Origin of the sequence: Streptomyces misionensis (genome assembly GCF_900104815.1) — a bacterium.
GTDB classification, from domain to species: domain Bacteria; phylum Actinomycetota; class Actinomycetes; order Streptomycetales; family Streptomycetaceae; genus Streptomyces; species Streptomyces misionensis.
Genome location: NZ_FNTD01000004.1, coordinates 6,028,710 through 6,043,596, shown reverse-complemented (window position 1 = coordinate 6,043,596; position 14,887 = coordinate 6,028,710). Strand labels below are relative to the sequence as shown.

Here is a 14,887-nt window from a genome sequence, read left to right as displayed (position 1 = left end):
ATCGGGGGGCGCACGGTCGCGGCGATGACCCGCGCGTCACCGGACCGGGTGACGGAAACCGGCATGGCGCGTCCGGCCCCGGGCGCCGCGCCTCACTCGTCGCGGGCCCCGGCGCCCCTCGTCAGCCCGCGCCCTCCATCAGCCCGCTGACCTCCGTGCCGGGCGGAGTGAGGAGGAACACGTTGCGGTCGACCCGGTGCATTCCGCTGCCCAGACCGAAGACGACACCCGTGCTGAAGTCGAGGACGCGTTTGGCGACGTCGCCCTCCGCGCCGGAGAGGTCCAGGAGGACCGGCGCGCCGGCCATCACGGTCTCGGCCACCTCGCGGGCGTCCGCGAAGACATTCACCCGCAGGACGACGAAGCGGCGCCGGGTCTCGGTCTCGTCGTCGGGCAGCGAGCGGTGGTTCACCGCGGACGGCCACGCGTCCCGGCCCCGCAACGGCACGACCTGGGCGAGCCCTTCCCACTGTTCATCGGTGACGTCGTAACGGCTCACCGGCTCCCCCCGACCTGACTCGCACTCCATGCCTGCACCAGCCAATTCTTACGCCAAGTCACCCGTTCGGCCCAACAACGACACGGGTGGCATCGCCCCGATGACGCCGAACCCGCCCCAGGCTGGGGCACATGTACGAATACGCCCGCTTCTTACCGCCCTCATACCAGACTCTTCACCTGCCGCCGCGAGCCGCTCACACGTCGCCGATAGCGTCCGATCCCGTGCACTTGGCAGAAACACAGCAGGTGACGCCCGGCCGGCGGACGCAGTCGGCGGTGTCCGCCGTACCGGGACCGCGCGCGGAGGTCCCCGGGGCCCCCGCGCAGTGGCACCGCGTGCTCACCCTCCTCGCCGACGTGAGCCTCTTCATCGGCACCCGCTCGGTCTGGACCCAGGCGGCCACGCACCGTCTCGTCCTCGCCGGGGTCATCTCCGTCTGCTACGCCGCGATCCTGGTGACCGGCGTGCTGACGCTGACGGTCCGCCGGGCGCGCTCGCTGGCCCGCCTGGACCTCGTGGTGCTGGTGACGGCGATCGTCCTCACGCTGTGCGCGTGGGCGCTGAACCACGCGGGCGGCGACGAGGCGGTCCTCACCACGCAGGCCGCCAAGGAACTGGCCGGCGGGCACACGCTGTACGACCACCCCTGGCCGTGGCTGTTCCACCTCAAGGGCGTGGCGCTGACGGCGACGACGAGCGGCGGGTACGACTACACGTACGGCTATCCCCCGCTGGCGCCGCTGCTCACCCTGCCGTTCCTGTGGCTGGGGCACAACGGCGCCCCGGCGACCGCGGCGGCCACGGCGGCGCTGGTCGTGGGCGCGGTGCTGCTGTGGCGGATGCTGCCGGCGCCGTGGCGCCCGGCGGCCACCATGGTGTGCCTGGGCTTCGGGTTCCTGCCGATGTACGCCCGTCAGGGCTACCCCGCGATCGTCGCGCTCGCCCTGCTGGTGCCGGTGGTGGTCCGCTGGCCCCGGCTGGGCGCGGGCGGCCGGCTCGGCGCGGCCGGCATCGCGCGGGCCGCCTGCCTCGGCGCGGCGTGCGCGGCCCAGCAACTGCCCTGGTTCGTGACACCGTTCCTGCTCGCCGGGGTCTACGCGGTGCGCCGCGGCGAGCTGGGCGGGCGGGCGGCCGCGCGGGTGGTGCTGCGGATCGCCGGGGTCGCGGTGTCGGCCTTCCTGCTGATCAACGCGTATCTGATCGTGACCGAGCCCGGCCCGTGGCTGCGGGGCATCGCGCTGCCGCTGACCCAGGGCGCGGTGCTGCACGGCCAGGGCCTGGTGGACGTCTCGCTGTACTTCACCCACGGCAGCGACCGGCTCGACTGGTACAGCCACGCCAGCATGCTGCTCGCCGCCGCCCTGCTGGCCCTGTTCGTGCTGTTCGTACGGCGGCTCGGCCCCGCCGCGACCGTGCTGCCGTGGTGCGCGTTCTATCTGGCGACGCGCTCGCAGGACGGCTACTACCTGATGATGACCCCGCTGTGGCTGGCGGCGGCGATCACGGTGCCGCTGTCCGAGTTCGGCAACGCCTGGCAGCCGCGGCCGGGTCCGCTGACCGGCCCGCGCCGCAGGCCCGCGCTGGCCGCGGCCGTCGTGGTGCTGCTGGCGCCCGCGCTGGTGAGCGCGGTCCTCGCGGCCACGGGGCGCGCGCCGCTGCGGATGGACATCGCCTCGGTGAGGCACCGCCCGGGGCGCACGGTGACCGGGCTGACCCTGAAGGTCGCCAACACCGGCGACACCCCGCTCACCCCGTACTACATGCTCACCACGGGCCAGGGCATGAACCGCTACTGGTCGCGCACGCACGGCCCGGCCACGATCCCCGCGCACACCACGACGACCGTCGAACTGCGCGCTCCGTCCGGCCACTTCACCGTCCCGGCGAAGACGAGCACCCATCTGCGCCTGCGCGCCTTCACGGGCACCCCGCAGACACTGTCCACCCGCGACGTGCGCCGCTCCGACCTCGGCATCGGGGACTGACCCGGCCAGGGCCCGGCCGCGCGGCCGCCCCGCCACAGCTGCGCCGCCGGGGTGGTTCCACGCGGGCGTCGTCACCGCGGCCGGCCCGCACCGCCGTCTCCGCCGTCTCCGCCGTCTCCGCCGAGGGTGATGCCCCGCATCACAGTCCGCCCTCACGGCGCGCCGCGGCGCGCTGTCACAGCAGCCGGATCGCCGTCGGGAGCGGTGCAGGTCACAGCCGCAAGGGGAGAAAACTCACAAGCGTTTGCTCTGCACTCTTCTGAGCGCACTGGCCTAGCATCCGAGCCATGACGGTCCTGCCTGACGACGGGCTCTCACTGGCCGCCGAGTTCCCTGACGCGACACACGAGCAGTGGCAACGCCTGGTGGAGGGTGTGCTGCGCAAGTCGGGCAAGGAAGTCTCGGGCGCGGCAGCTGAGGACGCTCTGTCCACGACGCTGGAGGACGGGCTGCGCACCCGTCCCCTGTACACCGCGCGCGACGCCGCGCCCGACCCCGGACTGCCGGGCTTCGCCCCGTATCTGCGCGGCTCGCGCCCCGAGGGCGGGGTCGTCGGCGGCTGGGACGTACGGCAGCGGCACACCGCGCTCGCCGACGGCGCGGTCCTCGCCGACCTGGAGAACGGCGGCACCTCGCTGTGGCTGGTGCTCGGCGAGGGCGGCATTCCCGTCGCCGAGCTGGGCCGGGCCCTGGAGGGCGTCTACCTCGACCTCGCGCCGGTCGTCCTGGACGCCGGGCGGGACACCGAGGAGGCCGCCGAGGCGCTGCTGCGGCTGTACGCGGACCGCGGCGTCGACCCGAAGGCCGCCCGCGGCAACCTGGGCGGCGACCCGCTCGGGTACGAGGCCCGCACCGGCACCGCGCTGGACTTCGCGCCGTACGCCGCCCTGGCCGCGCGCTGCGCCGAAACCCGCCCCGGCCTGCGCGCGCTGACGGTGGACGCGCTGCCGTACCACGAGGCGGGCGGCTCGGCCGCGCAGGAGCTGGGCGCCTCGCTCGCCACCGGCGTGGCCTATCTGCGCGCGCTGACCGAGGCCGGGCTGACCCTCGAACAGGCCGCCGGACAGCTGGAGTTCCGCTACGCGGCCACCGCCGACCAGTTCCTGACCGTCGCCAAGCTGCGCGCGGCGCGCCGGCTGTGGTCCCGGGTCGCCGAGGTCTGCGGGGCGCCCGGGGCGCAGACGCAGCACGTGGTGACCTCGCCGGTGATGATGTCCCGCCGCGACCCGTGGGTGAACATGCTGCGCACCACGGTCGCGACGCTCGCCGCCGGGGTGGGCGGCGCCGATTCCGTGACGGTGCTGCCGTTCGACCACGCGCTCGGCCTGCCGGACGCGTTCGCCCGCCGGATCGCCCGCAACACCTCCACCATCCTGATCGAGGAGTCGCACCTGTCCCGGGTCATCGACCCGGCGGGCGGTTCCTGGTACGTGGAGCGGCTGACCGACGAACTCGCCCAGGCCGCCTGGGAGTTCTTCCGCACCATCGAGCGCGACGGCGGCCAGGCGGCCGTGCTGCGCTCCGGCCGGCTGCGCACCGACCTCGCGACGACCTGGGCGGAGCGCTCCAAGCGGCTCGCCAAGCGCCGCGAACCCATCACGGGTGTCAGCGAGTTCCCGCTGCTCGCCGAGAAGCCGGTGGTGCGCGAGCCCGCGCCCGAGCCGCCGTCCGGCGGGTTGCCGCGGGTACGCCGCGACGAGGCGTTCGAGGAGCTGCGCGCCCGCTCCGACGCGCACCTTGCCGCCACCGGCGCCCGCCCGCGGATCTTCCTGGCCACGCTCGGCCCGGCCGCCGCCCACACGGCCCGCGCGACCTTCGCGGCCAACCTGTTCCAGGCGGGCGGCATCGAGCCGGTCACCGAGGGCGGCTTCGCGGACAGCGGTGCCACCGAGGCCGTACTGTGCTCCAGCGACGCGCTCTACGCCGAACAGGCCGAACAGGCCGCCGAGTCGCTGCGCGCGGCCGGCGCCCGGCATGTGTTCCTGGCGGGCCGGGGCGAGTACGCCGGCGTCGACTCGTACGTCTTCGCGGGCTGCGACGCCGTCGATGTGCTGTCCGCGACCCTCGACCGCATGGGAGTGTCCTGATGGGAATCCCCGACTTCTCCGGCATCGAGCTGGGGACCCCGGTGGCCGGCGGCAGCGCCGAGGAGTGGCAGTCGGCCGTCAAGCGGGCCACCGGCGGCGCCGACCCGCTGTGGGAGACCCCGGAGGGCATCGGGGTCAAGCCGCTGTACACCGGGCGTGACCTGGAGGGCCTGGACTTCCTGGGCACCTACCCGGGCATCGCGCCGTATCTGCGCGGCCCGTACCCGACGATGTACGTCAACCAGCCCTGGACCATCCGCCAGTACGCGGGCTTCTCCACCGCCGAGGAGTCCAACGCCTTCTACCGGCGCAACCTTGCGGCGGGCCAGAAGGGCCTGTCGGTCGCCTTCGACCTGCCCACCCACCGCGGCTACGACAGCGACCACCCCCGGGTGACCGGCGACGTCGGCATGGCGGGCGTGGCCATCGACTCGATCTACGACATGCGGCAGCTGTTCGACGGCATCCCGCTGGACCGGATGTCGGTGTCGATGACGATGAACGGCGCCGTGCTGCCGGTGCTGGCGCTGTACATCGTGGCCGCCGAGGAGCAGGGCGTACCGCCCGAGAAGCTGGCCGGGACCATCCAGAACGACATCCTCAAGGAGTTCATGGTCCGCAACACCTACATCTATCCGCCGAAGCCGTCGATGCGGATCATCTCCGACATCTTCGCGTACACCTCGCAGCGGATGCCGCGCTACAACTCCATCTCCATCTCCGGATACCACATCCAGGAGGCGGGTGCGACGGCCGACCTGGAGCTGGCGTACACCCTCGCGGACGGTGTGGAGTACATCCGCGCGGGTCGCGCGGCCGGCCTGGACGTGGACGCGTTCGCGCCCCGGCTGTCGTTCTTCTGGGCGATCGGCATGAACTTCTTCATGGAGATCGCCAAGTTGCGCGCGGCCCGGCTGCTGTGGGCCAAGCTGGTCTCGCAGTTCGAGCCGGAGAACGCCAAGTCCCTCTCGCTGCGCACGCATTCGCAGACCTCGGGCTGGTCGCTGACCGCGCAGGACGTGTTCAACAACGTCACCCGCACCTGTGTGGAGGCGATGGCGGCGGCCCAGGGCCACACCCAGTCGCTGCACACCAACGCCCTGGACGAGGCGCTCGCCCTGCCCACCGACTTCTCGGCGCGCATCGCCCGCAACACCCAGCTGCTCATCCAGCAGGAGTCGGGCACCACCCGGGTCATCGACCCGTGGGGCGGCAGCGCCTATGTGGAGCGTCTGACGTACGACCTCGCGCGCAAGGCCTGGGCGCACATCCAGGAGGTGGAGCGGGCGGGCGGCATGGCGCAGGCCATCGACGCCGGCATCCCCAAGCTGCGCGTGGAGGAGGCGGCGGCCCGCACCCAGGCCCGCATCGACTCCGGGCGCCAGCCGGTGATCGGCGTCAACAAGTACCGGGTCGACAGCGACGAGCAGATCGAGGTGCTCAAGGTCGACAACTCCTCGGTGCGCGCCCAGCAGATCGAGAAGCTGCGCAGGCTGCGGGCGGAGCGCGACGAGCAGTCCTGCCGGGACGCGCTGGACGCGCTGACCCGGGGCGCCGAGGGCGGCGAGAACCTGCTGGAGCTGGCGGTGCGGGCGGCCCGCGCCAAGGCGACGGTCGGGGAGATCTCCGACGCCCTGGAGAAGGTGTACGGCCGGCACGCGAGCCAGATCCGTACGATCTCCGGTGTGTACCGCAACGAAGCAGGCGAGTCCCCGTCGGTGGACCGCACCCGGGCCCTGGTGGACGCCTTCGAGGAGGCCGAGGGGCGCCGGCCGCGCATCCTGGTCGCCAAGATGGGCCAGGACGGCCACGACCGCGGCCAGAAGGTGATCGCCACCGCCTTCGCCGACCTGGGCTTCGACGTCGACGTCGGCCCGCTGTTCCAGACCCCGGACGAGGTCGCCCGGCAGGCGGTCGAGGCGGATGTGCACGTGGTCGGCGTGTCCTCGCTGGCCGCCGGTCACCTCACCCTCGTACCGGCGCTGCGCGAGAAACTGGCGGAGGAGGGCCGCGAGGACATCATGATCGTGGTGGGCGGGGTGATCCCGCCGCAGGACGTGCCGACGCTGCTGGAGATGGGCGCCACGGCCGTGTTCCCGCCCGGGACGGTGATCCCGGACGCGGCCCACGACCTGGTGCGGCGCCTCGCGGCCGACCTCGGCCACGAGCTGTAGGGCCGCGATGGCCGCGATCGACCTCGACACGTATGTGAAGGGTGTGCTCGACGGGAGGCGGGCCCTGGTGGCCCGCGCCATCACGCTCGTCGAGTCCACCCGGCCCCAGCACCGCGCGCTGGCGCAGGAGTTGCTGACCCGGCTGCTGCCGCACAGTGGCCGGGCGCGGCGGATCGGCGTCAGCGGGGTGCCGGGGGTCGGCAAGTCCACCTTCATCGACGCGTTCGGCACCATGCTGACCTCGATCGGCCACCGGGTCGCGGTGCTCGCCGTGGACCCGTCCTCGACCCGCACCGGCGGCTCCATCCTGGGCGACAAGACCCGGATGGAACGGCTGTCGGTCGACCCGGCGGCCTTCGTGCGGCCCTCCCCCAGCGCGGGCACGCTGGGCGGGGTCGCGAAGGCCACCCGGGAGTCGATGGTGGTGATGGAGGCGGCCGGTTACGACGTGCTCCTGGTGGAGACCGTCGGCGTCGGGCAGTCGGAGACGGCGGTCGCCGACATGGTCGACTCCTTCCTGCTGCTCACCCTGGCCCGCACCGGCGACCAGTTGCAGGGCATCAAGAAGGGCGTCCTGGAACTCGCCGACGTGATCGCCGTCAACAAGGCGGACGGCCCGCACGAGCGCGACGCGCGGGCCGCGGCCCGGGAACTGGCGGGCGCGCTGCGGCTGATGCACGGCAAGGACGCCTTCTGGACGCCGCCGGTGCTGCACTGCAGCGCCCGCGAGTCGACCGGCCTGGACACGGTGTGGGAGCGGCTGGAGCAGCACCGGCGGCTGCTGGACTCCACCGGCCGTCTCACCGCCAAGCGGCGCGACCAGCAGGTCGACTGGACCTGGGCGATGGTCCGTGACGAACTCCTCGGCCGGCTGCACGCCAGCCCGGCGGTGCGGGAGGCGGCGCCGGATCTCGAACGGCGGGTCAGGGAGGGCACGTTGACGGCGACGCTGGCGGCGGAGCGGATCCTGGCGGCCTTCGAGGGGCGGACCCCGCCGGTCAGTTGAGCCCGCCGTGCTCGCAGATGCGCCGCGCCACCTCCCGGAGTTTGACGTTGTGGTCCTGGGAGTAGCGGCGCAGCACGTCGAAGGCCTGGTCCTCGGTGAGGACGTGGCGGCCCATGAGGATGCCCATGGCCTCGCCGATGACGTGCCGGGTGGAGACGGCCTGCTCCAGCTGGGCGTGGGTGCGGGCGCTGGAGAAGGCGACGGCGGCGTGCGAGGCGAGCAGCCAGCCGGCCGTCTCCCCGGCCTCGGTGAACGCGCCGGGGTGGCGGGAGTACAGATTGAGCGCGCCGAGGTCCTCGTCCTCCGTGTAGAGCAGGAAGCCCATCATGCTGCCGAGGCCCAGCTCGCGGCCGGCGGCCACATAGGCGGGCCAGCCGGGATGGTCCGCGCGGAAGTCGGCGATCCGGAACACCCGCTCCTCGCTTTCGCGCCGGGCGATGTCGTAGCAGGGGCCCTCCTGGAGGCGTTCCTGGAGCCGGTCGCTGTCGATCACCACCTGGTCGGTCGGGGCGAGGGTGCGTACGCCCTTGGACTGCAGGATGAGGATGCCGGCCGCGTCACAGCCGGGGACGAGCTCGGTGGCGGAGCGGGTGATCCGTTCCAGGGTGTCGGTCACCGTCTCCTGCGCCAGCAGATCCCGCGCCATGCTCGCGAGCCGCTCGGCGAACATACGCCAGTCCATCGCTCTCCTCCCTGCCGAACCCTCCCGACCACCTGCCCTGTTTCCACCATCGCACCCCTGCCCCCGCGCGGCGCACGGGACGCGGCGGCCCGCCCGGCGGGCCACTCCCGACGGCCGCCGCCAACTGCGCTGGGGGCCTCGGGGGTTGCCGTTGCCGGGCCGTCCCGTGGCGACGGGCGGGGCCGACCGCCGGGGTGGGGGCCCGGGCCGGCCCGCGTGTCGCGGCCCGGGGCGAGCGGCGGCATGGCGCGGACTGCCCTATTTTTTGATTGATGACCGAAAAATCCGTGTCGCCGTGCCACACCGTGGCCCCAGCCGCTCCGGGGGCACGCGAGGAGGGCGTGATGTACCGCTCCGAGATCGGCCGGCCGGCCGCCGGGTGCCCGTGATGGCCGGGCCCGGGGACGCGGCGTCGCCGAGGCCCCCGAACGACTCCGACCTCCATGTGCGGCTGCGGGCCGAGCTGGGCCGGATGGACGAGCAGATGCGCAGCCTGCTGGATGCCATGGACCGGCTCCAGGGCCTGCTGGACGCCGTGGTCGCCATCACCCGGGAGAACGAGCTGCCCTCGGTGCTGTACCGCATCGTGACCACCGCCATGGACCTGGTCGGCGCCCGCTACGGGGCGCTCGGCGTGCTCGCTCCGTCCGGGGACGAGCTGGAGCAGTTCATCACCGCCGGCCTCACCGAGCAGGAACGCGCCGCCCTGGCCGGCATCGGTTTCCCCCGGGGCCGGGGAGTCCTCGGGCATCTGATCCACCACCCCGAGCCGCTGCGGGTGGAGAGCATCGCGGGGCATCCGTCGTCCGTGGGCTTCCCGCCCGGCCATCCGCACATGGCCACCCTGCTGGGGGTCGCCGTCAGCGTCCGCGGCGAGATCTACGGCGATCTCTACCTCTCCGAGCGGCGGGACGGGCAGCCCTTCGACGCGGACGACGAGAGCGTGGTCATCGCCCTCGCGGGCGCCGCGGGCATCGCCATCGAGAACGTCCGCCTGTTCGAACGGGTCCGCGAAGGCGCCGAGCAGTTCCAGCGTCTGCTGCTGCCCACCCTGCCCGACCTGCGTCCGTTCACCGCGGCCGCGGTCTACCGGCCCGCCGCCGAGCCCAGCAAGCTCGGCGGCGACTGGTACGACGCCATTCCGCTGCCCGGCGACGTCGTGGCGATCGTCATCGGGGACGTGGTCGGCCACGACCTGCGGGCCGCGGCCGCGATGGCGTCCACCCGCAACATGCTGCGCGCCCTGCTGTTCGACCGGGGCAACGCGCCCGGCGCCATCCTCACCCGGCTCGACCGCACCTTGCAGGCCATCACCGACAACCCGATCACCACCACGACGCTCGCGCGCATCGAGCCGGACGGGCCGGGCTGGCGGCTTTCCTGGAGCACCGCGGGCCATGTCCCCCACCTCCTGATCGCCCCGGGCCGACGGGCGGAGTACCTGTTCGCCGAGCCCGGCCTGCCGCTCGGCGTCGACCCCGCGGAGCCGCGCCCCGACCACTCCTGCCCGGTCCCGCCGGGCGCCACCGTGGTCTTCTTCACCGACGGCCTGGTCGAGCACCCGGGCCTCCCGATCGACCGGAGCCTGGCCGAACTGACCGACCTCGCCACCGAGTACGCCGCCCTGCCCCTGGAGGACTTCGTCCAGGCCCTCGCCGAGCACCACCCCAGCGACGGCCACGACGACATGGCGGTCCTCGCCCTGCGCACCCCGCCCGCCTGACCGGCGCGCCCGCCCCGCCCGCGGCCCGCCCGTGCCGTGGAGGATCCGCGGGAACCGGCGGATGATGGAGGCCGGGGCGATGGTGATGCGGAGGTCGCCCGATGGCTGTCGCGCGGCAGGGAGCACTCCGGCGCGGTTGTACGACCGCTCTGGAGATCCTCGTCGTCGCGGGCCTGTACTACGGCTCCGCCAGGCTGGGACTGCTCCAGGAGCTGGTGCGCAGCCAGGTCACGCCCCTGTGGCCGCCGACCGGGATCGCCGTGGCGAGCCTGCTGCTGCGCGGGCCCCGGCTGTGGCCCGGTATCGCCCTCGGCGCGCTGCTGGCCAATCTCGACCTCGGGCCGTCGTTCGCCGCACTGTTCCTGATCGTCGTGGGCAACACGCTCGCTCCGCTCTGCTCCTATGCGCTCCTCCAGCTCGCCGGCTTCCGCCACGGCGTGGACCGGCTGTACGACGCGCTCGCCCTGATCTTCCTCGGCGCGTTCCCCGGGATGCTGATCAGCGCGACGGCGGGCAGCGGCACGCTGGTCCTCTCCGGCGCCCTGACCACCGACCGGTTCTGGCCGACGTGGTGGGTCTGGTGGACCGGCGACGCCATGGGCGTCCTGGTGGTGACGCCGGTGCTGCTGGTGCTCGCTTCGGCACGCCTGCCGCGGAACGTCCCGGCTTCCCGCTGCCTGGAGGCGCTCCTGCTGGCCGTGGCCATCGCCTGCGTCGGGTTCGTCGAGACCGGCACCACTCCCCTGCTCTTCCTCGGCTTCCCGCTGCTGATCTGGGCCGCCTTCCGCTTCCGGCTGGCCGGGGCCGCGCCCTGCGCCCTGGCCGTGTCGACCTTCGCGATCTACGACGCCACCCGGGGGGCGGAGCCCTTCGGCACCCACGGTCTGCTCACGGACATGATCACTTTGCAGGCCTTCAACGCCTCCTCCGCGCTGACCGCCCTCCTCGTCGCGGCGGCCGTCAGCGAGCGTGAGCGGTCCCAGCGGGAGATCGCCCGGGCCTGCGGCCACCTCGCGGAACTGGTGTCGAGGCTCTCCGACACCGGGACCCAGCCGGCGCTGCCCGCCGTCGACGCGTACGGGGCGCGGCCGCGTCCGCCCGGCGCGTCCAGGTCCGCTCCGGCGCCACGCGGCCCGAGCGAGCTGGAGTGACCCGGCCGAGGCGGCACGAGACCGAACGGCGGTGACCGGACCGGGCCGGACCGATCGCACCGGGCCAGGCCGACCGAGCCGGGGGTGAGCCGCCGGACCGGACCGGCGGTCAGGCCTGGCCGAGTCTCGGGAAGAGGGCCTCCCCGTTGCCGCGGTTGATCGCGTCGAGTTGGCCCGGTTCGTAGCCGTCGTAGTCGTCGAGCATCGAGTCGAAGAGTCTGCCCTGCTCCTCGGCGGCGAAGGGGGAGTCGCTGCCGTAGAGGACGTGTCCCGGGGCCGCGAAGGCCAGCAGGGAGGGCAGGGCGAAGGGGCCGGCGGACAGCGCGGTGTCGAAGTGGAAGCGCCGCAGGTCGGCCAGGACGCCCTCGGGGGTGGTGCCCGGGTTGAACTGGGAGCCGAGGGTGAACCGCCAGGCGGCGTAGGGCAGGAAACCGCCCGCGTGGGAGAGGATCACCTTCATCCGGGTGTGCCGGCTCAGCACGCCGTTGAGCGTCATGTGCAGGGCGGTGCGGGTGGTGTCGTGGGGGAAGTCCACCACGGGTCCGGGCATGCCGTCGAGCATGGGCAGCGCCGAGCCGGTGGGGTGGATGAAGACCACGGCGCCGCGGGCGTCCAGCTCGGCCCACAGGGGCGCGAACACCTTGTCGCCGAGGTAGCGGCCCTGGACGTTGGACATCAGCACCACGCCGTCGGCACGCAGTTCGTCCAGTGCGTAGGCGGCCTCGGCGAGGGCGCCGTCGAGGTCCGGCAGCGGAAGGCTCGCGAAGAGGCCGAAGCGGTCGGGGCGGTCCTTGACCAGCTCGGCGCCGTACTCGTTGACCTCGCGGGCCACCGCGCGGGCCTCCGCGTCGTCCCCGAAGTGGGTGCCGGGCGAGCTGACGGACAGAACGCCGGTGGCGATGGAGCGGCGGTCCATCATCGCGATCGCGCTCCGGGCGTCCCAGCCGGGCATGGGCCAGCCGCCCGCCGTCGCCCCGTGCCGCTCCATGACCTCCCGGTAGGCCGGCGGGACGAGATGTTGATGCACGTCGATGCGTCCGGAATCGGACATCTCCTCTTACCCTCCTAACATTTAGCCTGCTAACGATTGCTTTGCTAAGCTACCACCCATGACCGACAGACGCAACGGCCCCGGCGACATCGACCGGTTGACGGCTGACGGCGACGTCGACGCGGAGCAGATCTCCCAGGCGGCGGACGCCCTCTTCGTCGCCATGCGCCGGGCCCGTACCGCGAGCGCGGAGCACCACGGCGGCCTCTCCCTGGCCCAGGTCGCCCTGCTGGAACCGCTGGCCACGGAGCGGGACATGCCGGTGGGCCGGCTGGCCGGCAGCGCGGACGTCAGCGTCCCCACCGCGACCCGGATGCTGCAGCAGCTGGAGGCGAAGGGGATAGTGGTGCGCCGCCGCTCCCCCGAGGACGAACGGCGCGTCCTGGTCAGCCTCACCGACGACGGCGCGGCACGGCTGGCCGCGCTCCGGGACCGGCTGCGCGACCGCCAGGCCCGCGCCTACGAGGCATTCACCCCGGCCGAGCGCGCCCTGCTGGTCACCCTGCTGCACCGCCTCACCGACCTGGTCGCCGACCCGGACTCCCCCTGACCCCGGTTTACCGAGGGCCCCGCCCCGGTTACCCATGCCGCATGATCCCCACTCGGGTCGAGGAGACCCTGCCGGAACTGGTCCCCTTCCTCCACGCGGTGCAGGCACGACGCCCGGACGACGGCACGTGGTGCGAGGCCTGGACGGTACGGGACGTCCTGATCCACCAGGCGGCCAACGCCGAGGAACTGGGCCGGGTCCTCAAGGCGTTCCTCGCGGGCACTCCGGTGGAGACCCGGGGCTTCGACCGCGAGGCCCCCTACCACCGGCTGTCCGCCACCGACCTGTGGTCGGCGTTCCTGCGCAACTGCGCGGAGCTGACGGACATCGCCGCGGCCGCCGCGCGGGACCTCCCGCCGGACACGGAGGTGCGGTGGACCGGCCGTACCGTGACGGTCCCCTTCTTCGCGGAGCACATGCGCGAGGAGCTGATCCTGCACCGCTGGGACCTGACCGGCGACGACGGCACGGCCGTGCGCGCCCTGACCGAACCCTGGATGACCGAGCACAGTGTGGTCTCCGTGGGCCGCCCTCTGCTGGCCCGCGGCCGGGCCGCCCTCTCCCTCGCCCCGGCCGACCGCATCGAGGCCCGCCTGCGCACCCCGGGCACGGCCGACGTCGTCCTGACCGCCGACGCCGACACCGCCGACATCCGGCTGGCCGCCCCGGAGGGCCCCGCCACCATCGAAAGCGACGCCGCCACCCGCCTGCTCCTCCTCTGGGGCCGCCGCCCGTCCGACCCGTCCCGCTGGCACAGCTCGGCGGGGGCGGAGGAACTGCGCAGGGTGCGGGGGCTTCTGGGGGGCTACTGAGCCCCGACTCGCGGAACTCCGTCGTCACAGGCGTGCGCTTGAATGCACCCGTGACCGTTCATGACATCGCCCGGCGGCTGCCCGAGCCGGCCGCCCTCCATGACCACTGCCGCGCCCTGGCCATGCTGGAGGCGGTCCTGGAGAGCGAGCGGACGTACCGCCACCACCTCTTCGACGCACGGTGGTCGCAGGCGCAGGCCATGGCCTCGATGTCCAATGGATCGGGCGACGAGTACGCGATCGTGTTCTCGTCCGCCGGCGTCTACGTGCGCGGGTTCGCGCACGAATCACCCATGAGCCCCTACGCCGTGGACGGGCCGTGGCCCGGCGTGCTCGACGACGTGCCCGCCGTCTTCCGGGCCCACGTCGAGGAGCCGGCCTTCTCGGACGAGGACGGAATGCCCGTCGTCACGGCCTGCATATGGCGGGAGACGGGAGACGACCGCTGGCAGGCCGGCACGATCGACTTTCCGGAGGAGACCACGGGAGACCCGGACGGCGCCGCCTTCCTGTTCGGTCTGCTGGCGGACCGGTCCCCGGAGGCGTTCCAGCGGTGGGCCGAGGACTACCACGAGGTCCCGGTCGACCTGGAGGCGGTCCGGCACGTCCTTTCCTCTCGGCCGCTGACCGAAGCAGTGGTCCGCGCGCTGAACCCGGAGGCCTCCCTGGCCGCCCTGGCGCAGGACATCGCGGAGATCGGCTATCCGGTGGCGTGAGACGGCCGCGGGCCCGCTGCCCGCTCCCGGGCATGTCACCGCCGCGGTGGGGCCGTCGGGGCGGGACTTCCTCGGGCAGGATGACTCCCATGACGGGTGGGGTGGACAAGCTCATGGATCTGCTGCGGCGCGCGGGGCTGGCCGTGGTGGGGGACCGGCGGATCGAGGAGGTGCCGCCGCCCCGGGCCGCCTGGCGACCGGTTGTCCCGGGCGGCGCCGAGCCGACCGAGACCGTGCGGGAGGGGACGTCCCTCCCGGAGTTGCCCACCGCCGTCATGGAACGGATGCTCCAGCCGGTCCAGCCCCCGACCGGCGCGGCACAGGCGCCGTGAACCGGCGGGGTGACGGCCCTGGTGCGGGGCTGGTGGGGACGACGACACGGCAACGCTGTGCCCGCACCCGTGACGGGCGTGACGGGCCGGGTCGTCCCCACGCCCCCCAGGGGACA

General features: G+C 73.4%; 13 protein-coding genes. 10 read left to right on the top strand and 3 right to left on the bottom strand.

The window, feature by feature from the left end; translation table 11 throughout:
• Window positions 1-121: 121 nt before the first annotated feature.
• Window positions 122-529 carry a cell division protein SepF gene (locus tag BLW85_RS29055; RefSeq protein ID WP_070021935.1) on the bottom strand — a complete coding sequence of 136 codons (408 nt, stop codon included), beginning with the start codon at window positions 527-529 and terminating at the stop codon, window positions 122-124.
• 194 nt (window positions 530-723) lie between these two features.
• Between BLW85_RS29055 and BLW85_RS29050 the strand changes: the two genes are divergently transcribed.
• From BLW85_RS29050 to meaB, 4 genes are all read left to right on the top strand, one after another.
• The gene (locus BLW85_RS29050; protein WP_425275349.1) at window positions 724-2,487 is read left to right on the top strand and encodes a hypothetical protein; all 1,764 of its coding nucleotides are present in this window, start codon (window positions 724-726) and stop codon (window positions 2,485-2,487) included.
• A gap of 287 nt (window positions 2,488-2,774) precedes the next feature.
• Complete coding sequence (locus BLW85_RS29045; protein WP_074993800.1) at window positions 2,775-4,574, top strand: methylmalonyl-CoA mutase family protein; 1,800 nt, start codon at window positions 2,775-2,777, stop codon at window positions 4,572-4,574.
• Window positions 4,574-6,748 (top strand): methylmalonyl-CoA mutase, encoded by a 2,175-nt coding sequence (gene scpA / locus BLW85_RS29040; RefSeq protein ID WP_074993798.1) that lies wholly within the window; start codon window positions 4,574-4,576, stop codon window positions 6,746-6,748. The genes BLW85_RS29045 and scpA overlap by 1 nt, the downstream gene beginning before the upstream one ends.
• Before the next feature lie 7 nt (window positions 6,749-6,755).
• Window positions 6,756-7,754, top strand: coding sequence for a methylmalonyl Co-A mutase-associated GTPase MeaB (meaB, locus tag BLW85_RS29035; protein ID WP_070021932.1), 999 nt, complete (start codon window positions 6,756-6,758; stop codon window positions 7,752-7,754).
• Here meaB and BLW85_RS29030 read toward each other — a convergent pair.
• Window positions 7,747-8,436, bottom strand: coding sequence for a GAF and ANTAR domain-containing protein (locus BLW85_RS29030; RefSeq protein WP_070021931.1), 690 nt, complete (start codon window positions 8,434-8,436; stop codon window positions 7,747-7,749). The genes meaB and BLW85_RS29030 overlap by 8 nt on opposite strands.
• A 388-nt stretch (window positions 8,437-8,824) precedes the next feature.
• Here BLW85_RS29030 and BLW85_RS29025 point away from each other — a divergent pair, with 388 nt between their 5' ends.
• Both BLW85_RS29025 and BLW85_RS29020 read left to right on the top strand, forming a co-directional pair.
• A complete protein-coding gene (locus BLW85_RS29025; RefSeq protein ID WP_079172448.1) occupies window positions 8,825-10,159 on the top strand; it encodes a PP2C family protein-serine/threonine phosphatase in 1,335 nt (444 codons plus the stop codon).
• A gap of 101 nt (window positions 10,160-10,260) precedes the next feature.
• Window positions 10,261-11,310, top strand: a complete 1,050-nt coding sequence (locus tag BLW85_RS29020) for an MASE1 domain-containing protein (RefSeq protein WP_074993797.1) — start codon at window positions 10,261-10,263, stop codon at window positions 11,308-11,310.
• Between the two features lie 109 nt (window positions 11,311-11,419).
• Here the strand turns inward: BLW85_RS29020 and BLW85_RS29015 are convergent, their stop codons facing one another.
• Window positions 11,420-12,361 (bottom strand): amidohydrolase family protein, encoded by a 942-nt coding sequence (locus BLW85_RS29015; protein WP_074993794.1) that lies wholly within the window; start codon window positions 12,359-12,361, stop codon window positions 11,420-11,422.
• Window positions 12,362-12,419: 58 nt separating this feature from the next.
• Between BLW85_RS29015 and BLW85_RS29010 the strand changes: the two genes are divergently transcribed.
• The 4 genes from BLW85_RS29010 (at window position 12,420) to BLW85_RS28995 (ending at window position 14,771) form a co-directional block, all read left to right on the top strand.
• Window positions 12,420-12,911 (top strand): MarR family winged helix-turn-helix transcriptional regulator, encoded by a 492-nt coding sequence (locus BLW85_RS29010; protein WP_070021928.1) that lies wholly within the window; start codon window positions 12,420-12,422, stop codon window positions 12,909-12,911.
• Between the two features lie 41 nt (window positions 12,912-12,952).
• Window positions 12,953-13,723 (top strand): maleylpyruvate isomerase N-terminal domain-containing protein, encoded by a 771-nt coding sequence (locus BLW85_RS29005; RefSeq protein WP_070021927.1) that lies wholly within the window; start codon window positions 12,953-12,955, stop codon window positions 13,721-13,723.
• A 50-nt stretch (window positions 13,724-13,773) separates the two neighbouring features.
• A complete protein-coding gene (locus BLW85_RS29000; RefSeq protein WP_074993792.1) occupies window positions 13,774-14,439 on the top strand; it encodes a hypothetical protein in 666 nt (221 codons plus the stop codon).
• Window positions 14,440-14,528: 89 nt separating this feature from the next.
• Complete coding sequence (locus BLW85_RS28995; protein WP_074993790.1) at window positions 14,529-14,771, top strand: hypothetical protein; 243 nt, start codon at window positions 14,529-14,531, stop codon at window positions 14,769-14,771.
• The last annotated feature ends 116 nt before the right edge of the window (window positions 14,772-14,887 follow it).